Here is a 22,482-nt window from a genome sequence, read left to right on the forward strand (position 1 = left end):
TGGTCACCACGCCTTCCAGCACCATGCCCGGCACCAGGTCCTTGAGGTCTTCCACCCCTTCCTGGAAGGTGGCGGTCTTGAACTCGGGCCGAGGGTCACGACCCGGCTTGTCCAGTTCCTTCAGGATGTCCATGACGGTAGGCACGCCGAAACGCTCGTCGGTGTAGTCGTGCGGTTTGAGCGTCTTGAGGAAGCCGCTGTCCCCCAGCAAGGATTTCACTTCGCGGCCGCAGCGCGCGACGATCTTTTCCACCACCGGATAGGCCTCGGGGTGCACCGACGAGGCGTCGAGCGGATTGTCGCCGCCGGTGATGCGCAAAAAGCCCGCCGCCTGCTCGAAGGTTTTGTCGCCCAGACGCGGCACCTTGAGCAGCTGGCTGCGCGTGCGGAAGGCACCGTTCTGGTCGCGATAGCTGACGATATTGGCGGCCAGCGTGCTGTTGAGGCCGGACACCCGCGCCAGCAGCGGTACGGAGGCAGTGTTGACGTCGACGCCGACGGCGTTCACGCCGTCTTCGACCACGCCGTCCAGCGCGCGGGCCAACTGACTCTGGTTGACGTCGTGCTGATATTGACCGACGCCGATCGACTTGGGATCGATCTTGACCAGTTCGGCCAGCGGGTCCTGCAGGCGGCGCGCGATGGAGACGGCGCCACGCAGACTGACGTCGAGGTCGGGAAATTCCTTGGCGGCGAGTTCGGACGCCGAGTACACCGAGGCACCGGCTTCGGACACCACGATCTTGGTCAGACCGAGTTCGGGGTGACGCTTGATCAGATCCTGCGCCAGCTTGTCGGTTTCACGACTGGCAGTGCCGTTGCCGATGGCAATCAGCTCAACCTTGTGACGTGCCGCCAGCACCGCCAGCTCGGCGATGGAACGGTCCCAGTCGTTGCGCGGCGCGTGCGGGTAGATGGTGCTAGTGGCGACCACCTTGCCGGTGTTGTCGACCACCGCGACCTTGGTACCGGTGCGCAGCCCCGGGTCGAGGCCGAGCGTCGGACGCTGGCCTGCCGGGGCAGCCAGCAATAGGTCGTGCAGGTTGGCCGAAAACACCTTGATCGCCTCGGCGTCGGCGGCTTCCTTGACCCGCGACACCAGTTCCAGCTCGAGCGACAGGAAGATCTTGGCGCGCCAGGTCAAGCGGACGGTGTCGAGCAGCCATTTGTCGGCCGGGCGACCGACGTCGTGCACGCCGACGTGGGCGGCGATGAGTTGCTCGTAGGCGGAGCGTTCGGTGATCGGCGTTTCGTCCGGCTGGTATTTGATGGCGACCGACAGCACGCCCTCGTTGCGACCACGCAGCAGCGCCAGCGCGCGGTGCGAGGGGGTGGAGCGGATCGGCTCGCGGTGCGCGAAGTAGTCGGAAAACTTGGCGCCCTCTTCTTCCTTGCCGGCCACCACGCTGGCGGCGAGCTCGCCCTCGCTCCACAGCTTGTCGCGCAGACGGCCGAGCAGTTCGGCGTCTTCGGCGAAGCGTTCGATCAGGATGGCACGCGCGCCGTCGAGTGCCGCCTTGACATCGGCAACGCCCTTGCCGGCGTCGACGTAAGCCTCGGCCGCGGCCGACGGGTCCTGCGACGGGTCGGCCAGCAGGCTTTCGGCCAACGGTTCGAGCCCGGCCTCGCGGGCGATCTGGGCCTTGGTGCGACGCTTGGGCTTGTAGGGAAGATAGAGGTCTTCCAGCGTGGTTTTGTTGTCGGCACCGTACAGCGCGGCCTGCAGCTCGGGGGTGAGCTTGCCCTGCTCGGTGATGCTGTTGAGGATGGCGTCGCGGCGCTCGTCGAGCTCGCGCAGATAGCGCAGACGTTCGTCCAGCGTACGCAGCTGGGTGTCGTCGAGCCCGCCGGTGACTTCCTTGCGGTAGCGGGCGATGAAGGGAACGGTGGCGCCACCGTCGATCAGTTCGACCGTGGCAGCCACCTGGGCTTCGCGGACGTTGAGTTCTGCCGCGAGGCGGCGGGCAATGCTAGGCAACATCGGCTTTGTTCTTGTCGTCGGAAAAAAGCCGATACTGTAGCCCGTCTGCCCGCAAAATCAAGCGGCGACAGGCCCCGCCAGCCGGGCCTGGGCGGCTTCGGCCGTGTCGAAGTACTGTACCTTGGTGTGGGACATCAGGCCGGCGATGTGCGCGGCGAGCTTGATCCAGACGTCTTCGACCACGATGGCGACGCGCCCAAGCTCCTTGTCGTGGGCGCGGACGAAGCGCAATTCCTCGACCGCCATGTCGATGGTGAAATCCTTCAGCTCCGAGAGGTCGAGGAAGATGTCGGGCTTGCCATGCTCGGCAATGCGCTTCATCAATGCCACCTCGAGCTCCTTGAAGTCTTCCAGGGTGAATTCGTTGAACAAGGCCACATCGAGGCCGTAATCCTGCTCGCGAATGGAGATCATACTTTTGCTCCTGAGGTGAGGGGACTCATTGTTATTCTAGCGCCGGCTGGCGAGGATGCCGCTGATCACGATCAACGTCATCGCAACGAAGCTGGCCAGCGTCAGGCTATCTTGCCACACCAGCACGCCCAGCAGGGTGGAAAACACTACGGTCAGATAGGACAGGTTGGCCGCCACCAGCTTGCGGCCGACCTTGTACGCCCGCGTCATCGCCAGTTGCGCCACCGTGGCGGTGAGGCCCAGCCCCAGCAGCAGCCAGACGTTGGTGGCGGTGACGGCATGCCAGCGGTCGAACTGCATCAGGACAGCGCCGCCGACAGTGGAAATCAGCGCGAAGTAGAACACCACGCGCCATTCCGGTTCGCCCAGCCGGCCCAGTTCGCGCACGTGCAGGTAGGACCACCCCGCGAGCAGGCCGGAGCCCAGACCGAGCAAGCCCGCCTCCCAGCGCTCGCCGGCCAGCGTGGGCCGCAGCAGCTGCACCACACCGACGAAACCCAGCGCCAGTGCGGCCACAGCCCTGGCGGAGAGGCGTTCGCGCAGCACGATCACCGACAGCAGGGCGAGGAACAACGGCGAGGTGTAGTTGAGCGTGACCGCCGTGGACAGCGGCAGGTGGGCGATGGCGTAGAAGTACAGCAGCAGCGAGATATAGCCGATCAGCCCACGCTGCACGTGGTAGCGCAGATGCGGCGTGACGAAGCGCTCACGGCGCCAGCACGCCGCCACACCGAGCGTCAGGGTGCCGAAGGCCGTACGCCAGAACACCAGCTCCGTCGAAGAGAAATGCTGGGCGCCCAGCTTGACGAACAGCCCCATCAGGCCAAAGAACAGCGCGGCGACCACCATCCACGCCGAGCCGAGGCGCCAGCGGGAAACGGGAACGTCGGGAGCGGCCAGCGCCGGCTCGGTAGGTTTCATCATGTTGCAATAGAAAGGATTGGACGAAGCGGGTTCAGCGGCGCGCCGCCAGCACGCCGGAAAAAACGATCAGCAGGATGCCGGCCAGCGCCTCGAGCGGCAGCACGTCGCCCCACAGCAGTACCCCCAGCACCGCGGAGAACGCCACCGTGAGGTAGGCGAAGCTCGCCACCAGGAACTTGCTGCCGTCCTTGTAGGCTCGGGTCATGGCGAGCTGGCCGCACATGCCGGTGACACCGACACCCAGCAGAGGCCAGAAGGTCTCCCCGCTCAACGGGGTGAAGCCGGGGCCGAGCAGCAGCAGTACCGCACCGAACACCGAGGAGATGGCGAAAAACCAGAACACGACGCGCCACGGCGCCTCGCCCATCTTGCCGAGTTCACGCACCTGGAATACGGCGAATCCGGCGCTGGCGCCGGAGGCCAGCCCCATGGCGGCGGCAAACCACATGTCGCTGGCAAAGGTTGGCCGAAGCAGCAGCAGGATGCCGCCAAACCCCACCGCCAGGGCCAGCGCCGCGGTGCGCGTCAGCGGTTCTTTCAGCCGCACCAGGCAGATCAGGGTGAAGAACAGCGACGAGGTGTAGTTGAGCGTGATGGCGGTGGCGAGCGGCAGGTGCGTCAGCGCGTAGAACAGCAAGCCCATCGACACGTAGCCGATCAGGCTGCGCTGCAGGTGCCCGCGCCAGTTGGGCGTCAGCGGATTGCGCCGGCGCGCCACCATCACCCCGCCCAGCATCAGCGCGCCGAACAGGGTGCGGTAGAACAGCAGTTCGAGCGCGCCGAAGGAGCGCCCGCCGACCTTGACGAAGACGCCCATGAGCGCGAAGAACAGCGCCGCCACCACCATCCAGCCGGCCCCCAGGCGGCCGCTGCGCAGGCGCTGCCAACCCGGAGCCCAGGCCACGACCCGGTTCATGAGCGACCCTTCTGCACCACCAGCGACAGGCAGACCGACTCCAGCGAGCGGCGGTAGGTGTGGTACTCGGAGGCATTGGCGGCGCAGCGCGCCTCGATCACGTCGTGCTGGCCGGTCAGCAGAAACACCTGCAGATTGCGACGGATGATCCACAGGCTGTCGGAAACGAACTGCCCTTCGCGGTAGCTCACGGTGAGGCGTCCGGCGGTCGGCACCCATCGCACCAGACTGGCAGCCTCGCGATCGCCGTCGGCACGGCGGTAGCGTTCGGCCAACGTTTCCAGCGTTTCGCCACGCGCCAGGTGTCGCCGGTGGATTTCCACGCTGATCGCCGCGCGTTCGCGCTCGTCGGCCTTGGGCGGCACCACGCGCAGCGTGCGCACGCCATCGACGCGGGTGACCCGCACCTTCCAGCCAGTCGGGACGGTGAAGCTCAGGCGGTCGAGCGGGTCGAGATAGGCCGCTTGTGCCGCAACGGCGAACAGCAGCAGGAACAGCGCGAGAAGGCGGGAGGTAGCAGGCATTACCGGATCGGATAAACAAAAAGGCGCGGAAATCCGCGCCTCGCCATTGTGCACCGAATCACCGGGCTTAGCCAGCCGGTGCTCGCCCATCAGGCGCCGGTAGAACTCGTGGAAGTGCTGCATGCCGTCTTCGGTCGGCGACTGGTAGGGACCGACCTCGCTCTCGCCGCGCAGCCACAGCGCCTTGCGCCCCTGGTGCATGCGATAGCAGATTTCGTCGTCTTCCTTGGCGGTTTCGAAGTACGCCGCCTGCTCGGCCTCGATGAATTCCGGCTCGAACCACACCACTTCTTCGGGATAGTAGAACTCGGTGATCACCGTGCACTTCTCCGGGCCGCGCGGAATGGCCACGCTGGCCACCAGCACGTGCGGATACCACTCGATCATGATGTTCGGGTAGTAGGTGAGCCAGATCGCGCCGAATTCCGGCTGGCGCTCGGCGAAGCGGCGCAGCACTTCGTCGTGCCAGGCACCGTAGACCTTGGAGCCGGGACGGGCCAGCTTGTTCTTCACCCCGACCGTCTGCACGTGGTACTGGTCGCCCCATTCCCACTTGAGGTCGCCGCAGTCGACGAAGTGGCCAAGGCCGGGGTGGAACGGATCGACGTGGTAATCCTCGGAGTAGACCTCGATGAAGGTCTTCCAGTTGAAGTCGTACTCGGTGACGTGGGCGCTGTGGAAGGCGTAGCCCTCGAAGCTCAGGTGCTTGGCCACGGCGAGCTTGGCGAGGTCGGCGGCGACATCGCGGCGGGCGTCGAACAGCAGGCCGTTCCAGCTGGTGAGCGCGGTCTGGCCCAGGTTGAGGCACGGCGTCTGCGGGAAGTGCGGCGCGCCGACCAGGCTGCCGCCCTTGTCGTAGGTCCAGCCGTGCAGATTGCACACGATGTGGTTACCGTTGCCGCGCCCCTGGTAAATGGTGGCCTGGCGATGGCGACAGACGTTGGAGATCAGCTTGACCTCGCCGTCGACGCGCTTGAGCATCTTGCCGTGGTCCATCCAGGCCAGCGTCTGGTAGTCCCCTTCGTTGGGCACCATCAGTTCGTGGCCGTAGTATTGCGGCGCATCGGCGAACAGCAGCTTTTGCTCCAGTTCGTAGAACGCCGGGTCGAAATAGGTATAAACGGGTAGCTGAGCGGCAGACGCTTGAAGCAACTGCGGTGAAGCCAGATCAGACATTATTCCCACACCTCCGTGGAAGAAGATATAAGACCAGCCGAATCTCGCTGTTAAGAAGACGAGTTTACGGAACAGATTCAAAAAAACACAAAGGACCCTGCCGGGTCCGAGGCCGGGATTGTGCCCCCATTCCCCTGCCCCGGCAAGCTTTTTTTACCGCGCCAGAAGACGCGGAGAGGGGGCCTTGTCGCCAATTTCCGGCATCGTTGCGCCACAAATTCAATTTACGCTTTTTTCCCGCAACAAATCAGCGTCTTGTACATTTGATGCAGCGCAACATTAGCGTCCGGTAATGTGCTATAGTCTGCGCCGCACACACTTCGACACAGTCACGCCAGGTGCCGTAACACAACCGCCACCGGGCCACGCCCTGCAGGCACTACCCGCCAACACACACCGGCGGGCAGCCATGCCACGGGGACGACACGCCGCCGCCGGCCCAGACCGCGGACTGCGAGCCGGCTGTTTGTCGAAACACCACGGGAGACGCGTTTTTTTATCATTCACCCGTAATTTGCAAGACTAAGCCTATGAGTTCGAGCATTCTCGTCATCAACTGCGGCAGCTCCTCGCTGAAATTCGCCCTCATCGACACCACCACGCAGCACGCCAGCCTGACCGGCCTCGCCGAAAAGCTGGGGCTCGACGACGCCCAGATCACCTTCAAGCATCAAGGCGAAAAAACGGTGCAGACGTTGGCCGAAGGCAACCACGCCGCGGCGATGCGCGCCATCCTCACCCAACTGCAAGGGCGCGGACTGTTCGACAGCGTGCAGGCCATCGGCCACCGCGTGGTGCACGGCGGCGAACGCTTCAAGGCCTCCACCCTCATCGATGACGAGGTGATCGCCGCCATCGAAGACTGCGCCCGCCTGGCGCCGCTGCACAACCCGGCCCACGTGCTGGGCATTCGCACCGCCATCGCCTGCTTCCCCGGCCTGCCGCAGGTGGCGGTGTTCGATACCGCCTTCCACCAGAGCATGCCGCAGCGCGCCTACCTCTACCCGGTCCCGATGGCGCTGTACCGCGAGCACGGCGTGCGCCGCTACGGCTTTCACGGCACCAGCTACCGCTTCGTCAGCGCCGAAGCAGCGCGCATGCTGGGCAAGCCGCTCGAGGACATCGCCGTGGTCTGCGCCCACCTCGGCAACGGCGCCTCGGCCGCGGCCATCCTCGGCGGCAAGAGCGTCGACACCACGATGGGACTGACCCCGCTGGAAGGGCTGGTGATGGGGACGCGCTCCGGCGACGTCGACCCGGGGCTGTTCGGCTACCTTGCCAGCGAGCTGAAGCTCGACGTCAACGCCATCACCGAACTCCTGAACAAGCAGAGCGGCCTGTTGGGTCTGTCGGAGCTGTCGAGCGACTGCCGCGAACTGGAAGACGCCGCCCTGGCCGGCGACGGCGCCGCGCAGCTGGCGCTGGAGGTGTTCAGCTACCGCCTGGCCAAGCAGATCGCCGCGTTGACGGTGGCGTTGGGCCGGCTCGACGCGGTGCTGTTCACCGGCGGCATCGGCGAGAACTCGTCCTACCTGCGCGAACGCGTGGTCAAGCTGCTGGGCTTCCTCGGCCTGCGACTGGACGCCGATGCCAACCAGCGCTGCATCCGCGGCGAGGCGGGCTGCATCACCGCGCAGGGCTCGGTGCCGGCGCTGGTGATCAACACCAACGAAGAACTGATGATCGCGCTGGACACCGCCACCCTGGCCACGCCCGCCGCCCTCACCCGCTAAGACAGGAACGATTTCATGCAGACCTTCTTTCTGGCCCCGCTGGGCTTTGATGCCGGGCTGACCTCGGTGGCGCTGGGCATGATCCGCGCGCTGGAGCAGGCCGGGCTGCGCGTCGGTTTCGTCAAGCCGATCGCCCAGGGTGCCGGCCATCACGAACCCGAGCACTCCACCCACTTCGCCCGCGCCATCTGCCACCTGACCTCGCCGGAGCCGCTCACGATGGAACGGGTGGAGCATTTTCTCAGCCAGGGCCAGGTCGACCAGCTGATGGAAGAGGTGGTCAGCCTGTACCAGCAGGCGGCCCGCAACGTCGACGTGGTGATCGTGGAGGGACTGGTGCCGGACCAGAAGCACCCCTACTCCACCTTCCTCAACACCCGGATCGCGCGCAACCTGCAGGCGCAAACCATCCTGGTCGGCGCCGCCGACAAGCTGGCCAGCCACGAGATCGCCGAACAGCTGGAAATCAGCATCCAGGCCTTCGGCGGCGACCACGGCAGCACCGCCGGCTACATCCTCAACCGCGTCTCGAAGCAGCATGACACCGCGCAGATGGCGCTGGAGATCCTGGAGTCGAGCCAGGCGCTGCAGCACAACCGCCTGCCGCTCTTGGGCGCGATTCCGCTCGAACCCGAGCTGTTGGCGCCGCGCACGCTGGACGTGGCCAACTATCTCAAGGCGCGCCTGGTGCACGCCGGCCAGATGACGCGCCGCCGCGTGCGCAGCACCGTGATCACCGCGCGCACCGTGCCCAACATCGTGCACCTGCTGAAACCGGGCGCGCTGATCGTGACGCCGGGCGACCGCGAGGACATCGTGCTCGCCACCGCCATGGCCAGCATGAACGGCGTGCCGCTGGCCGGCTTGCTGCTGACCTGCGACGCGATGCCGGATCCGCGCATCCAGCAGCTGTGCCACCAGGCCTTCACCAGCGGCCTGCCGGTGCTGGCTTCGGAGTCGAACACGCTGGAAACCACCAGCCTGCTGACCAATATGAGCCTGCAGGTGCCGGCCGACGATTTGGAGCGCATGGAACAGGTGATCGCCTTCGTCGCCGAGCACCTCGACGCCAAGGCGCTGCGCAACCGTGTCGGCGCGCCGCGCGAGCACCGTCTGCCACCCCCGGCGTTCCGCTTCCAGCTGATGGAAAAGGCGCGCCAGGCCAACAAGCGCATCGTGCTACCGGAGGGCAACGAGCTGCGCACCATCAAGGCCGCCGCGATTTGCCACGAGAAGCGCATCGCGCAGTGCGTGCTGATCGGCAGCCGCGCCGAGATCGAACAGGTGGCCGAGGCGCAAGGCGTGGCCCTGCCGGCCGACATCGAGATCATGGACCCGAACGAGGTACGCGGCCGCTACATCGAGCCGATGATCGAACTGCGCAAGAACAAGGGCCTCAACGCGCCGATGGCCGAGCAGCAGCTGGAGGACAACGTGGTGCTGGGCACCATGATGCTGGCGCTGGACGAGGTGGACGGCCTGGTGTCGGGCGCGGTGCACACCACCGCCAACACCATCCGCCCGGCGCTGCAGCTGATCAAGACCGCGCCCGAAGCGAAACTGGTGTCGTCGGTGTTCTTCATGCTGATGCCGGAGCAGGTGCTGGTCTACGGCGACTGCGCGGTGAACCCGGACCCGAGCGCCGATGAACTGGCCGACATCGCCATCCAGTCGGCCGATTCCGCCGCCGCCTTCGGCATCCCGCCGCGCGTGGCGATGATCTCCTACTCCACCGGCTCGTCCGGCAGCGGCGACGACGTGGAGAAGGTGCGCGAAGCGACGCGGCTGGCGCGCGAGAAGCGCCCCGACCTGATCATCGACGGCCCGATGCAGTACGACGCCGCCAGCGTGGAGAGCGTCGGCCGGCAGAAGGCGCCGGACAGCCCGGTGGCCGGCCGCGCCACGGTGTTCGTGTTCCCCGAACTCAACACCGGCAACACCACCTACAAGGCGGTGCAGCGTTCGGCCAACGTGGTCAGCGTCGGCCCGATGCTGCAGGGGCTGAGAAAGCCGGTGAACGATCTGTCGCGCGGCGCGCTGGTCGACGACATCGTCTACACCATCGCGCTGACCGCGATCCAGGCCGACCAGCAAGCCGGCTGAAGCCGCCCCGCCCCCGCCAGGCGTGGTGAAAACACACCACGCCGCGGCTCGACCCGTTGCATCAATCAAACACTTGTTTTAGATTGATGCGGCGGGTTTTTACGTTTGCACGCCCCGAAAAACACACAACAAACAACGACATAACAATCGAGGAACGGGAGGATTCAACATGGCTATCCGCCACATTACCGAATGGTTCATTCCGGATCGGGTGCGCGAGTCGCACGAGCTGGCCATCCGCGCCCGCACCGTGATCAGCGTCGGGCTGCTGGCCGGGCTGATCGTGCCGGTGTTCGCGCTGTCCTATTTCGAGCTGCACCACCCGGCCATGGCCTGGGGTCTCCTGGCCGGCGGCGCCGGCCTGCTGCTGGGCCCGGTGCTGCTCAAGCTCACCGGCGCCATCCGCTTCACCGCCGAGTTCACCATCGGCTGCATGTTCGCGCTGGTGGGCTGGATGGGCTACATCAACGGCGGCATCCTGTCGTCCAGTGTGGTGTGGTACGCCTCGATCCCGTTCACCGCGATCTTCGTCGGCGGGCGGCGCTCGGGCGTGGCGTGGACGCTGCTGACGCTGCTCGCCATCGGCCTGTTCCTGCTGCTCGAGAGCGATCCGGGCGCCCTGCCCGAGGTGCCGATTCCCGCCGATGAGCATCCCAGGCTCTTGGCCAAGTCGCTGGCCGGCCTGTCGCTGGTGGTGCTGAGCCTGGCCTGGGCCTTCGACAAGGCCAAGGCGCAGGGCTTCCAGAAATTGGAAACGGCGCGCATCGAAGCCGAACGCGCCACCCAGGCCATGCAGCAGATGATGGAGCAGGTGAGGCGCTCGATCCACGCCGCCGCCTCGGCCAGCCGCGAGATCGCCAGCAGCACCACGCTGATGGCACGCACCATGGCCGAGCAGCGCCAGCGCACCGAAGACATGGTGGTGTCGGCGCAGCAGATGGCGGTGGTCACCGGTGAAAACACCGAGCAGTCGATCAGCGCCACGCGCATGGCGGAGGACGCCGGCCAGGCCGCCAGCCTGGGCGGGCAGGCCATGGACCAGGCGGTGGAGCAGCTCAACCAGGCCGGCGAGGTGATCTCGCATGCCGCCAGCCAGCTCGAGGCGCTGGAAAAATGCAGCGCCGAGGTGAGCGGCATCGTGCAGCTGATCCGCGACATCGCCGAGCAGACCAACCTGCTGGCGCTCAACGCCGCGATCGAGGCGGCACGCGCCGGCGAATCGGGACGCGGCTTCGCCGTGGTGGCGGACGAGGTGCGCAAGTTGGCCGAAAGAACGCAGGGCGCCACGCTCGACATCGAGCAGAAGATCCGCCTCATCGTCGACGGCACCAACCAGTCGGTCGACGCCATGCGCGACGGCAACACCCAGATGCAGGCCGGACGCAGCCACGCCCTGGCGGCACAGGACAGGCTCGCCGGCATCATCGGCGACACCCACCGCCTGGGCGGGCTGCTGCGGCAGGTGTCGAGCGCCGAGGCCAGCCAGAACCAGGGCTTCGTCCAGTTCGCCGGCACCATCACGGCGATGGGCGAAGCCACGCGCACGCTGACGGCGGAAACCGAGACCATCGCCGACGCCACCCACCGCCTCGACGGCCTGATCGACGAGCTGGGCGCCAGCGTCAGCCAGTTCCAGCACCAGGCCGCCTGAACCGCGCGGCGCCAAATCAGCGCAAGGAATTTGCTTTGCCGTTTTTCTTGGTTCGGGAAACAAAACGGCGTGGCTACAGTGGTGACCATTCCAAACCGAAACAGGAACCGCCCCATGTCCTTGCGCACCTTCACCGTTCTGGCCTCCACCCTCACCCTGCTGGGCGCCGCCGCCCGGCCCTGGCCGACGTCTCCCTGCTCAACGTCTCCTACGACCCGACGCGCGAGCTGTACCAGGACTTCAACACCGCCTTCGCCAAGTACTGGAAGGCCAAGACCGGTGAAGCCGTCAGCGTCAAGCAGTCGCACGGCGGCTCCGGCAAGCAGGCGCGCGCGGTGATCGACGGTCTGGAGGCCGACGTGGTGACGCTGGCGCTGGGCTACGACGTGGACGCCTTGAACACCGAAGCCAAGCTGATTCCGCCGAACTGGCAGAAACGCCTGCCCAACAACGCCTCGCCGTACACTTCGACCATCGTGTTCCTGGTGCGCAAGGGCAACCCCAAAGGCATCCACGACTGGAACGACCTGATCAAGCCGGGCGTGGACGTGGTGACGCCGAACCCGAAAACCTCCGGCGGCGCACGCTGGAACTACCTGGCGGCGTGGGGTTACGCGCTGAAGCAGCCGGGGGGCAACGATGCCAAGGCCAGGGACTTCGTCAAGAAGGTCTACCAGCACGTCAAGGTGCTGGATTCCGGCGCGCGCGGCGCCACCGTCACCTTCACCCAGCGCGGCATCGGCGACGTGCTGCTGGCCTGGGAAAACGAGGCCTACCTCTCCACCAAGGAGCTGGGGCCGGACAAGTTCGACATCGTCACGCCTTCGGTCTCCATCCTGGCCGAGCCGCCGGTCAGCGTGGTGGACAAGGTGGTCGACAAGCACGGCACGCGCAAGGTGGCCGAGGCCTACCTGCAGTACCTGTACAGCCCGGAGGGCCAGGAGCTGGCGGCGCAGAACTACTACCGCCCGCGCGACCCGAAAATTGCCGCCAAGTACGCCAGCCAGTTCAGCAAGGTGAAGCTGTTCACCATCGACCAGGTGTTTGGCGGCTGGAGCAAGGCGCAGAAGACCCACTTCGCCGACGGCGGCGTGTTCGATCAGATCCAGGCCCGCTAAGCCGACGCCGCCTCCGCTCAGCCGTTCTCCACTTCATCACGCCGCGTCGTCCGACCGGCGTGTTTTTTTGTTATCGACAGGCATTCCGGTTATCGGCACCTGCCCGATTCCCTTTTCTGGAATTCGAATAAGGATCGAAGAATTCCTTATTTTTAGAATAAGGGAACTGCTTATATGCTGGTTTCGGTTATTAAGGGGGAGCCGCCATATGTCCAATCGTTCACCAAGCAAGGGAGGTAGCGCATGAAGTCCGCCACCCTCCCGCGCGTCTTGCCGGGGTTCACGCTGTCACTGGGCTACACCATCAGCTACCTGTCGCTGATCGTGCTGATCCCGCTCGCGGCGGTGTTCATCAAGACCGCCGCCATGCCGCTGGACGCGTTCTGGCAAACCGTCACGGCGCCGCGCGTGCTGGCCTCGTACCGCCTGAGCTTCGGCATGGCGCTGCTGGCCGCCGCCATCAACAGCGTGTTCGGCCTGCTGTTGGCATGGTCGCTGGTGCGTTACCGCTTTCCCGGCAAGAAGCTGGTCGATGCCCTGGTCGACCTGCCGTTCGCCTTGCCCACCGCGGTGGCCGGCATCGCGCTCACCGCGCTGTACGCCGGCAACGGCTGGATCGGCCGCCATCTCGAGCCGCTGGGCATCAAGGTGGCGTTCGGCCCGCTCGGCGTGCTGGTGGCGCTGGTGTTCATCGGCCTGCCCTTCGTGGTGCGCACGGTGCAACCGGTGCTGGAAGACCTCGACACCGAGCTGGAAGAAGCCGCCACCTGCCTCGGCGCGCACCGCAGGCAGACCTTCCGCCACGTCATCCTGCCGGCGCTGCAGCCGGCGCTGATGACCGGTTTCGCGCTGGCCTTCGCGCGCGCCGTCGGCGAGTACGGCTCGGTGATCTTCATCGCCGGCAACATCCCGATGGTGTCGGAAATCACCCCGCTGATGATCATCAGCAAGCTCGAACAATACGATTACCGCGGTGCCACGGCGATTGCCAGCGTGATGCTGGTGGTGTCGTTCCTGCTGCTGTTGACGATCAACGGGCTGCAGGCGTGGCAAGCGAAACGTAGCGGGAGGAGCGCGTAATGAGTGCAACTGTCAGCAATCTGTACGCCCAGCACGACCGCGCCGCGCTGCTGGAAAGCCGCCAGGCCACCCGTGAGAACACCTGGGTCAAGGCCGGCATTCTGGTGCTGGCACTGGGCTTCTTCGCCGTGTTCCTGCTGCTGCCGCTCGCGGTGGTGTTCGTCGAGGCCCTGGCCAAGGGCTGGGCCACCTATCTCGAGGCGCTGACCGAGCCCGATGCCCGCTCGGCGATCTGGCTCACGCTGAGCGCGGCGGCGATCTCGGTGCCGCTCAACCTGGTGTTCGGCGTGGCGGCCGCCTGGGCGATCACCCGCTTCGAATTCCGCGGCAAGCAGCTCCTGATCACGCTGATCGACCTGCCGTTCTCGGTGTCGCCGGTGGTGGCGGGCCTGGTCTACGTGCTGGTATTCAGCCACCACGGCTGGTTCGGGCCCTGGCTGTCGGCGCACGACATCAAGATCATCTTTGCCATCCCCGGCATCGTGCTGGCGACGGTGTTCGTCACCGTGCCGTTCATCGCCCGCGAGCTGATCCCGCTGATGCAGGCGCAAGGCCGCGAGGAGGAAGAAGCGGCGGTGGTGCTGGGCGCGCGCGGCTGGCAGGTGTTCTGGCACGTCACCCTGCCCAATATCCGCTGGGCGCTGCTGTACGGCGTGATCCTGAGCAACGCCCGCGCCATGGGCGAGTTCGGCGCGGTGTCGGTGGTGTCCGGTCATATCCGCGGCGAGACCAATACCCTGCCCTTGCACGTCGAGATTCTTTACAACGAATACAACTTCGCCGCCGCCTTCGCCGTGGCCTCGCTGCTGGCCATGCTGGCGCTGCTGACCCTGGTGGTGAAGAGCTGGGTGGAATGGCGCGCTCGGCGCGACTGACAAGCTGGCCTCCTGCGTTGTTGCGTCGCCTTCTGGATGGCGCACCCGGCAGGAGCCGTGGCACTGATTTTTGTTAGCCCGCCAAGGCGTGGCTAAGGAGAGCAATATGAGCATCCAGGTACAGAACATCCACAAGGCCTTCGGCCACTTCGTCGCGCTGGACGACCTCAGCCTCGACTTTCCCAGCGGCGAGCTGGTCGCCCTGCTCGGCCCGTCCGGCTGCGGCAAAACCACCCTGCTACGTGTCATCGCCGGGCTGGAGCAGGCCGATTCCGGCAAGGTGCTGCTGGACGGCGAGGACGCCTCCGACACCCACGTGCGCGAACGCCAGGTCGGCTTCGTGTTCCAGCACTACGCGCTGTTTCGCCACATGACGGTGTTCGACAACGTCGCCTTCGGCCTGCGCATGAAGCCGCGCAAGGAGCGCCCGTCCGAGGCTGACATCCAGCGCAAGGTGCACGAACTGCTGCAACTGGTGCAGCTCGACTGGCTGGCCGACCGCTTCCCGGCCCAGCTCTCCGGCGGCCAACGCCAGCGCATCGCGCTCGCCCGCGCCCTGGCGGTGGAGCCGCGCGTGCTGCTGTTGGACGAGCCGTTCGGCGCGCTCGACGCCAAGGTGCGCAAGGAACTGCGCCGCTGGCTGCGCCGCCTGCACGACGAGCTGCACATCACGTCGATTTTTGTCACGCACGACCAGGAAGAAGCACTGGAGGTGGCCGACCGCGTGGTGCTGATGAACCACGGCAAGGTGGAACAGATCGGCACGCCGGACGAGGTCTATCGCCACCCGGCCACCTCTTTCGTCTACGGCTTTTTGGGTTCGGCCAACCGCTTCGAGGGACGCCGCACAGCAGGCGGCATCGACGTCGGCGGAACGCGCCTTGCGGCCCTGGCCGACCATGCCGGCGAGGACAGCGAGGTGGTCGCCTTCGTGCGCCCGCACGAACTGGAAATTCGCCTGGAGCAACAGGATGCCGGCATCCCGGCGCGCATCACCCGCGTGCTCAGCGTTGGCGCGCTTACCCGCGTCGAGCTGGAAGGCAGCGGCAGCCAGGACGGCCAGCACTACAACGTCGAACTCCCGTACGAGACCTGGCACGCCCAGGCCTTCACCGCCGGCCAGCAGGTGCGCCTGCAGCCGCGCGCGCTACGGGTATTCGCCCACAACAAAACGGCAGGACCACGATGAACTTTCAACAACTGCGCATCATCCGCGAGACGGTACGGCAGAATTTCAACCTGACCGAGGTCGCCAACGCGCTGTTCACCTCGCAATCGGGCGTCAGCAAGCACATCAAGGACCTGGAGGACGAGCTGGGCGTTGAGCTGTTCGTGCGCAAGGGCAAGCGCTTCCTCGGCCTGACCGATCCGGGCAAGGAACTCCTGACCATCGTCGAGCGCATGCTGCTCGACGCCGGCAACGTCAAAAGGTTGGCCGAACAGTTCAGCCAGCGCGATCAGGGCCAGCTCACCATCGCCACCACCCACACCCAGGCGCGCTACGCCCTGCCCAAGGTGGTGACGGCGTTCAAGCAGGCGTTCCCCAAGGTGCACCTGGTGCTGCTGCAGGCGAGCCCGGACGAACTGGTGCGGTTGCTGCTGGACGGCCAGGCCGACATCGGCATCGCCACCGAGGCCATCTCGGCGGTGCCGGAACTGGTGTCCTTCCCCTACTACAGCTGGCACCACACCGTGATCGCGCCGCCGGGCCACCCGCTGCACGGCGTCAAGCCGCTGACGCTGGAGGCGCTGGCCGACTACCCGCTGGTCACCTACCACGAAGGCTTCACCGGCCGCGCCCAGATCGACCGCGCCTTCGCCGAGGCCGGGCTGTTGCCGGACGTGGTGATGGCGGCACTCGACGCCGACGTGATCAAGACCTACGTCGAGCTGGAAATGGGGGTGGGCATCGTCGCCTCGATGGCGGTCGACGCGCAGCGCGACCAAGGCGTGGCCGAAGTGGACTCGGTGCCGCTGTTCGGCCACCAGACCTCGCGCATCGCCGTGCGCCGCGGCCATTACCTGAGGAGCTACGCCTACCGCTTCATCGAACTGTGCTCGGCGGAGCTCGACGAAACCACGGTGCGCCAGGCCCTGGTGCCGACGGCGCCGGACTAGCGGCCCCTCTCCCGCCAGAACAGGGCGGTCAACCTGGCGACAAGGTTGACCGCCCTGTTTTTGCTCCAGCCCACTGCCCGCAGTGGCCCCCGCCGGCCTTATCCCGCATTCCGCCGCCATCGTCCTCCCCCGCCTGAGGCGGCGAAGGATAGTGATACCTTGCTTGACCGCCCGAAAAACATTGCAATTGGCATATTTATTTTCAATAACACAAGCTCGACTGCTGGAGTTCTTACCAATCGCTTGCTCAGCAGCACAGACCCACCGCTTCCAATCCATCGGCAATGAGGAGTAATCACTATGGGCATCAGCAAGGGCATCGATATCTACGGCTACGTCAGCAATCCCCCCTATGCGACTACCGCTGAGACTCGGGGTAACGATGATCTGACTTTTAGTCAGAATGATTACACGCTCATCGGCAAGATGCGCCACGGCCACCGCGAGATCGACAGCGGCAACATCGACTGGGACGAGCACACCGGCCGCGTCACCCTGCAGGCCAAGGTCGACGGCAGCAAGGTTCTCTCCCGCTATGTGGAGATCGCCCCCTCCACCGGCAACCTGGGCAACACCGACATGGGCAACATGCTCGATACCAACTCGGTCATTGCCCCCGGCCGCTACGCGCTGTCCTACGGTTTCTACGACGCCGGCCGCAACCAGTCGCACCAGGCCTACCTCTACCTCACCGAAGACTACAGCCACTGGATGGGCAACCTCGCCACCACCAAGCCGGCGGTGCTGGCGGCCTCCTTCGGCAAGTTCGTGTTGCCCGGCGCCCACGATGCCGGCATGTTTACCGGCCTGGGCAGTGCCGGTGAGGCCCGCGATCTCATCCATCGCCTGATCGCACACTATGGCAACAGGGAGAAAGCCGCCGCCGCCATCGTCGCCGCGCTGGGCTTGGGAGCGGCATCGCTCCCGGTGCTGGGGCCGGTACTGATCACCGCGTTGGCCGCCGCCCTGGTACTGCTGGAAACGACCGACACCCCGCTGCGCGCGCTGGTGAACCTGGGCTACACCCAGAAAGAGCCGATCAGCACCCAGTTGGCGCTCGGTACCCGCTACTTTGACTTCCGGCCCGGCTACAACGCCAGCTTCTACCGCAAGGACAGCCTGCTGCGCCATCAGCACGCGTTCATCCCCGGCTGCCGCTTCGACGACTTTCTCCGCCGCGTGGTCGAGTTCCTAGGCAGCCACCCGCAGGAAATCGTGGTCGTCAACATCAAGTACGATGGTTTCCTGGAAGACGGCATGAAGCCGGCCGATAGCGAGATCACCCGCTACCTGGGCGCCGCGCTGGCCGGCAAAGGCATCGCACTAGGGGACAAGACCGATTTGCAGACCAGCTACCAGGACCTGCTGGACAGCCACAAACGGCTGATCGTGCTGGAAGGCAACAGCGACTGCCGCGACTCCTACTCGGACAGCGGCTACGCCACCGACAACCCCGACAGCATCATCGACTGCCTGAACCAGGCGCTGAACCAGCCGGAGAAGACCTGGACCGTATTGCAACTGCAAGGCACCTACACCGCCACCAAGGAAGGCATCGCCAAGGCGGTGGCCACCTTCAGCGATGCTGCCTCACCGCTGCTGTCCACCAAGGCAAGGTTCGATCACGCCACCTACCCGTGGGTCGCCGATCGTCGTCATGTCGCCGACCGTTGCGGCGACCGGCTGCTGGTGCTGCTCAACGACTTCGTCGACAACGCGCTGACCAGCCACTGCCTGGCGATCTCCAAACAACGCCACGGCGAATAGAGCGGATCGGAGGAAGGGACGCACGCCATGCTGCCCGGCTGGCGGGTGATCTCTTCCCTCCAGCCACCTCGGCGCCTCTGCTATACTCGCGCTTTCCCGTTTTCGCCGTTCTTTACGCATGACCACCACCCGCCCGCTGGCCGAACTGAAGGCCGCCCTGCCCTCCTGCCTGATCCGCGACCGTCACGGTCTGAAACGCAAGCTGGCCGACGTCGAACAACGGCTGAAGAAACAGCAGCCGTCCGACAAGCTGCTGGCCGACGTGGCGCAGCAGATCGCCCGCTCGCAGGGCCGCGCCGAAGCGCGTTCGGCCAACCTGCCCAAGCCGGAGTTCGACCTCGCGCTGCCGGTCAACCAGAAGCGCGAGGAAATCCGCGCCGCCATCGCCAAACACCAGGTGGTGATCATCTGCGGCGAGACCGGCTCGGGCAAAACCACCCAGATCCCCAAGATCTGCCTGGAGCTGGGCCGTGGCGTGTACGGGCTGATCGGCCACACCCAGCCGCGCCGGCTGGCCGCGCGCTCGGTGGCGACGCGCATCGCGCAGGAGCTGGGCAGCGAACTGGGCGCCCACGTCGGCTTCAAGGTGCGCTTCACCGACAAGCTCTCGGACAAATCCGTCATCAAGCTGATGACCGACGGCATCCTGCTGGCGGAAACCCAGACCGACCGCTACCTCGAAGCCTACGACACCATCATCATCGACGAGGCGCACGAGCGCAGCCTCAACATCGACTTCCTGTTGGGCTACCTCAAGCAGATGCTGCCGCGCCGGCCGGACCTGAAAGTCATCGTCACCTCGGCCACCATCGACGCCGAGCGCTTCGCGCGCCATTTCGACGGCGCGCCGGTGATCGAGGTCTCCGGCCGCACCTTCCCGGTGGAAGTGCGCTACCGCCCGCTCAAGGAGCGTGACGAGGACGAGCGTGAAGTGGAAATGGAAGACGCCATCGTCGACGCGGTGGACGAAATCTCGCGCCACGGCCCGGGTGACATGCTGGTGTTCCTGCCCGGCGAGCGCGAGATTCGTGACACGGCGGAGAAGCTGCGCAAGTCCGGCATCCGCGGCTACGAGATCCTGCCGCTGTTCGCCCGCCTCTCCAACGAAGACCAGCAGAAGATTTTCAAGCCCTCGGGCGGACGGCGCATCGTGCTCGCAACCAACGTGGCCGAGACCTCGCTCACCGTGCCCGGCATCAAGTACGTGATCGACACCGGCCTCGCCCGCCTCAACCGCTACTCGCCGCGCGCCAAGGTTGAGCAGCTGCAAGTCGAAAAGATTTCCCAGGCGGCGGCGCGCCAGCGTGCCGGCCGCTGCGGCCGGGTCGAGGCCGGCGTCTGCGTGCGCCTCTACGGCGAGGACGACTTCAACGCCCGCCCGGCGTTCACCGACCCGGAAATCGTGCGCTCCAACCTCGCCGCCGTGATCCTGCGCATGGCGGCGCTGCGCCTCGGCCGCGTCGACGACTTCCCCTTCCTCGAGGCGCCGTCGTCGCGCCTGATCGCCGACGGCTACCAGGTGCTGACCGAACTGGGTGCGGTGGATGAGAAGAGCGAGCTGACCCCGGTCGGCAAGGAACTGGCGCGGCTGCCGATCGACCCCAAGATCGGCCGCATGCTGCTCGCCGCGCGCGATCTCGGCTGCGTGCGCGAGGTGCTGATCATCGCCGCCGCACTCTCCATCCAGGATCCGCGCGAGCGGCCGTTCGAGGCGCGCGAGGCGGCCGAGCGGGCGCAGCAGAAATTCGCCGACGAAAAATCGGACTTCCTGTCCTTCCTGCACCTGTGGGATTTCTTCCAGGACGCGCTCAAGCACAAGAAGTCCAACCGCCAGCTCATCAACCTGTGCCACGAGCATTTCCTGTCCTATCTCAGGATGCGCGAATGGCGCGAACTGCACGGCCAGCTGGCCGAGATCGCCGCCGAGCTGGGGCTGATCCAGCGCCACGAGGCGCACGCCGACGCCGAGCCTTCGGCCAACCTTGAGCAGCTTAGCGTCAAGAAGCGCCAGCAGCTCGACGCCGTCGCCTACGAGCGCCTGCACCAGGCGCTGCTCACCGGCCTGATCGGCAACCTCGGCATGAAATTGCAGGAAAGCGACGACTACCTCGGCACGCGCGGCGTGCATTTCCACGTCTTCCCCGGCTCCGGCCTGAAGAAGGCCAAGCCGAAGTGGCTGGTGGCGGCCGAACTGGTGGAAACCACCAAGCTCTACGCGCGCTGCGTCGGCAAGGTGGAGCCGGAGTGGGTGGAAAAACTCGCCCCGCACCTGATCAAGTACCACTACTTCGACCCGCACTGGGAAAAAACCCGCGGCGAAGTGGTGGCGAGCGAGCGCGTCACGCTCTACGGCCTGACCCTGGTGCCGCGCCGCCCGGTCAGCTACGGCCGCATCGCGCCCGAGGAAGCGCGCGAACTGTTCATCCGCGGCGCGCTGGTGGCGATGGAGTACGTCAGCAACGCGCCCTGGTTCCAGCGCAACCAGCAGCTCATCCGCGAGGTCGAGCAGCTCGAACACAAGGCGCGGCGCCAGGACGTGCTGGTGGACGAAGACGCGCTGTTCGCCTTCTACGCCGAGCGCATCCCGGCGCACGTGGTCGACGCCGCCAGCTTCGAAGCCTGGCGCAAAGAGGCCGAGCAGGCCGACCCCAAGCGGCTGTTCCTGACGCGCGAAGAGCTGATGCGCCACGCCGCGCAGCACGTCACCGTCAACCAGTTCCCGGAATGGCTCGAGCACGAAGACGGCAAGCTGCGCCTGAAGTACCGCTTCGAACCCAACCACCCGCTCGACGGCGTCACCGTGGACGTGCCGCTCGCCATCCTCAACCGGCTCGAGCCGGCGCCGTTCGAATGGCTGGTGCCCGGCATGATCCGTGAAAAGCTGCAGCTGATGATCAAGAGCCTGCCCAAGCAGGTGCGCCGCACCTGTGTGCCGGTACCGGATTTCGTCACGCGCTTCCTTTCGGCCAACCCCGACACCACGCAGCCGATCGCCCCGCAGCTGGCGCGCTTCATCCTGCGCGAAACCGGCGGCGTGAAAGTGGCCGTGGACGACTTCGACCTCGCCACGCTGCCGCTGCACCTGCTGTTCAACTTCCGCGTCATCGACGACGGCAAGCAGGAAATCGGCCTCGGACGCGACCTGCTCGCCCTGCAGAAGCAGTTCGGCCAGGCCGCGCAGCTCACCTTCCGCGACACCTCGGCCGAGTTCGAGCGCGACGACGTCACCAGCTGGGACTTCGGCGAACTGCCGGCGGCGATCCAGTTCGCCCGCGGCCGCCAGCAGCTCACCGGCTACCCGGCGCTGACGCTGGAAACCGACAAGGTGGCGATCCGCCTCTACGACACCGAATACGCCGCCCAGCGCGCCCACCGCCAGGGCGTGGTGCGGCTGCTGCAACTGCAGCTCAAGGAGCAGATGAAGCAGCTCGGCAAGGGCCTGCCCGGCATGACCCAGCTCGGCCTGCAATTGCGGGGCGTGGCCAACGTCGACGACCTGCTGGCCGACGCCATCGCCTGCATCTGCGACCGCGCCTTCATCGGCGACGACGAGCCGCCGCGCACCGAGAAAGCCTTCAACGACCAGAAGGCACGCGCGCGCACCCGGCTGCCGGCGGTGATCCAGGCGGTGACCGCCTACCTCAACCAGATCGCCGGCGAATACCGGGCGCTGCAACCCAAGCTCGCAAAACACAAACTCGGTCGCGAACTGACCGAACAACTCGGCCGCCTGGTCTACAAGGGCTTCCTCTCCGCCACGCCGTGGAGCCAGCTGCCCCACCTGCCGCGCTACCTGAAGGCGATGAGCCTGCGCATGGACAAGCAGGTGGCCAACGCTCAGCGCGACGGCCAGCGTGCCGCCGAGATCCGCCAGCTCTGGACGCTGTGGGAAACCCACCTGGCCGAAGCCGAAGACAAGGGAGAGGCGACCCCGGCACTCGCCGAGTTCCGCTGGAAAATCGAGGAGTTGCGCGTCAGCCTGTTTGCCCAAGAGCTGAAAACACCTTACCCTGTTTCGCTCAAGCGTTTGATGAAAGAATGGGAAACCATTTCGGGTAAATAATTTCCCCACCTTGTTTATCGGGCTAAACTTGTAGCGTGG

At 65.9% G+C, this 22,482-nt stretch carries 15 protein-coding genes (1 of these 15 cut by a window edge); 10 read left to right on the forward strand and 5 right to left on the reverse strand.

The window, feature by feature from the left end:
- The 5 genes in view from ABKF58_RS17850 to ABKF58_RS17870 are tightly spaced (at most 57 nt apart) and all read right to left on the reverse strand, a layout consistent with a single transcriptional unit that may run on beyond the window.
- Positions 1-1,981, reverse strand: the 5' portion of a protein-coding gene (locus tag ABKF58_RS17850; RefSeq protein ID WP_482582446.1) for a Tex family protein. It extends 323 nt beyond the left edge of the window; only the first 1,981 of its 2,304 coding nucleotides appear in the window; the start codon lies at positions 1,979-1,981; its stop codon lies beyond the left edge, outside the window.
- Positions 1,982-2,038: 57 nt separating this feature from the next.
- Entirely contained in the window at positions 2,039-2,395 is a 357-nt protein-coding gene (locus tag ABKF58_RS17855) for a SpoIIAA family protein (protein ID WP_482582448.1), read from the reverse strand.
- A 36-nt stretch (positions 2,396-2,431) separates the two neighbouring features.
- Positions 2,432-3,319, reverse strand: a complete 888-nt coding sequence (locus tag ABKF58_RS17860; protein ID WP_482582450.1) for a DMT family transporter — start codon at positions 3,317-3,319, stop codon at positions 2,432-2,434.
- 31 nt (positions 3,320-3,350) lie between these two features.
- Positions 3,351-4,235 carry a DMT family transporter gene (locus ABKF58_RS17865; protein WP_482582452.1) on the reverse strand — a complete coding sequence of 295 codons (885 nt, stop codon included), beginning with the start codon at positions 4,233-4,235 and terminating at the stop codon, positions 3,351-3,353.
- The gene (locus tag ABKF58_RS17870) at positions 4,232-5,935 is read right to left on the reverse strand and encodes an aromatic ring-hydroxylating oxygenase subunit alpha (RefSeq protein WP_482582454.1); all 1,704 of its coding nucleotides are present in this window, start codon (positions 5,933-5,935) and stop codon (positions 4,232-4,234) included. Before ABKF58_RS17870 ends, ABKF58_RS17865 begins: the two co-directional genes overlap by 4 nt.
- A gap of 530 nt (positions 5,936-6,465) precedes the next feature.
- Between ABKF58_RS17870 and ABKF58_RS17875 the strand changes: the two genes are divergently transcribed.
- From ABKF58_RS17875 to hrpA, 10 genes are all read left to right on the forward strand, one after another.
- Positions 6,466-7,668, forward strand: coding sequence for an acetate/propionate family kinase (locus ABKF58_RS17875; protein WP_482582456.1), 1,203 nt, complete (start codon positions 6,466-6,468; stop codon positions 7,666-7,668).
- Positions 7,669-7,683: 15 nt separating this feature from the next.
- A complete protein-coding gene (pta, locus tag ABKF58_RS17880) occupies positions 7,684-9,771 on the forward strand; it encodes a phosphate acetyltransferase (RefSeq protein ID WP_482582458.1) in 2,088 nt (695 codons plus the stop codon).
- A 169-nt stretch (positions 9,772-9,940) separates the two neighbouring features.
- Complete coding sequence (locus tag ABKF58_RS17885; RefSeq protein WP_482582460.1) at positions 9,941-11,422, forward strand: methyl-accepting chemotaxis protein; 1,482 nt, start codon at positions 9,941-9,943, stop codon at positions 11,420-11,422.
- A gap of 35 nt (positions 11,423-11,457) precedes the next feature.
- The gene (locus tag ABKF58_RS17890) at positions 11,458-12,540 is read left to right on the forward strand and encodes a sulfate ABC transporter substrate-binding protein (protein ID WP_482582462.1); all 1,083 of its coding nucleotides are present in this window, start codon (positions 11,458-11,460) and stop codon (positions 12,538-12,540) included.
- 243 nt (positions 12,541-12,783) lie between these two features.
- On the forward strand, positions 12,784-13,620 hold the full coding sequence (gene cysT, locus ABKF58_RS17895) for a sulfate ABC transporter permease subunit CysT (RefSeq protein ID WP_482582464.1): 837 nt from the start codon (positions 12,784-12,786) through the stop codon (positions 13,618-13,620).
- Positions 13,620-14,495, forward strand: a complete 876-nt coding sequence (gene cysW / locus ABKF58_RS17900) for a sulfate ABC transporter permease subunit CysW (protein ID WP_482582466.1) — start codon at positions 13,620-13,622, stop codon at positions 14,493-14,495. The genes cysT and cysW overlap by 1 nt, the downstream gene beginning before the upstream one ends.
- A 106-nt stretch (positions 14,496-14,601) precedes the next feature.
- A complete protein-coding gene (locus tag ABKF58_RS17905; protein WP_482582468.1) occupies positions 14,602-15,684 on the forward strand; it encodes a sulfate/molybdate ABC transporter ATP-binding protein in 1,083 nt (360 codons plus the stop codon).
- On the forward strand, positions 15,681-16,613 hold the full coding sequence (locus tag ABKF58_RS17910; RefSeq protein WP_014086778.1) for a CysB family HTH-type transcriptional regulator: 933 nt from the start codon (positions 15,681-15,683) through the stop codon (positions 16,611-16,613). The genes ABKF58_RS17905 and ABKF58_RS17910 overlap by 4 nt, the downstream gene beginning before the upstream one ends.
- A 300-nt stretch (positions 16,614-16,913) precedes the next feature.
- Entirely contained in the window at positions 16,914-18,380 is a 1,467-nt protein-coding gene (locus tag ABKF58_RS17915; protein WP_482582470.1) for a PI-PLC domain-containing protein, read from the forward strand.
- Between the two features lie 118 nt (positions 18,381-18,498).
- Positions 18,499-22,443, forward strand: a complete 3,945-nt coding sequence (hrpA, locus tag ABKF58_RS17920; RefSeq protein ID WP_482582471.1) for an ATP-dependent RNA helicase HrpA — start codon at positions 18,499-18,501, stop codon at positions 22,441-22,443.
- The last annotated feature ends 39 nt before the right edge of the window (positions 22,444-22,482 follow it).

The organism is Pseudogulbenkiania sp. AW2-16 (assembly GCF_056824575.1).

Bases quoted from the DNA above. Each gene is read 5' to 3' on its own strand.
- cysT (WP_482582464.1), top strand. From the start codon at position 12,784: ATGAAGTCCGCCACCCTCCCGCGCGTCTTGCCGGGGTTCACGCTGTCA.
- ABKF58_RS17865 (WP_482582452.1), bottom strand. From the start codon at position 4,235: ATGAACCGGGTCGTGGCCTGGGCTCCGGGTTGGCAGCGCCTGCGCAGC.
- cysW (WP_482582466.1), top strand. From the start codon at position 13,620: ATGAGTGCAACTGTCAGCAATCTGTACGCCCAGCACGACCGCGCCGCG.
- ABKF58_RS17855 (WP_482582448.1), bottom strand. From the start codon at position 2,395: ATGATCTCCATTCGCGAGCAGGATTACGGCCTCGATGTGGCCTTGTTC.
- hrpA (WP_482582471.1), top strand. From the start codon at position 18,499: ATGACCACCACCCGCCCGCTGGCCGAACTGAAGGCCGCCCTGCCCTCC.
- ABKF58_RS17910 (WP_014086778.1), top strand. From the start codon at position 15,681: ATGAACTTTCAACAACTGCGCATCATCCGCGAGACGGTACGGCAGAAT.
- ABKF58_RS17860 (WP_482582450.1), bottom strand. From the start codon at position 3,319: ATGATGAAACCTACCGAGCCGGCGCTGGCCGCTCCCGACGTTCCCGTT.
- pta (WP_482582458.1), top strand. From the start codon at position 7,684: ATGCAGACCTTCTTTCTGGCCCCGCTGGGCTTTGATGCCGGGCTGACC.
- ABKF58_RS17870 (WP_482582454.1), bottom strand. From the start codon at position 5,935: ATGTCTGATCTGGCTTCACCGCAGTTGCTTCAAGCGTCTGCCGCTCAG.
- ABKF58_RS17915 (WP_482582470.1), top strand. From the start codon at position 16,914: ATGGGCATCAGCAAGGGCATCGATATCTACGGCTACGTCAGCAATCCC.
- ABKF58_RS17905 (WP_482582468.1), top strand. From the start codon at position 14,602: ATGAGCATCCAGGTACAGAACATCCACAAGGCCTTCGGCCACTTCGTC.
- ABKF58_RS17885 (WP_482582460.1), top strand. From the start codon at position 9,941: ATGGCTATCCGCCACATTACCGAATGGTTCATTCCGGATCGGGTGCGC.
- ABKF58_RS17875 (WP_482582456.1), top strand. From the start codon at position 6,466: ATGAGTTCGAGCATTCTCGTCATCAACTGCGGCAGCTCCTCGCTGAAA.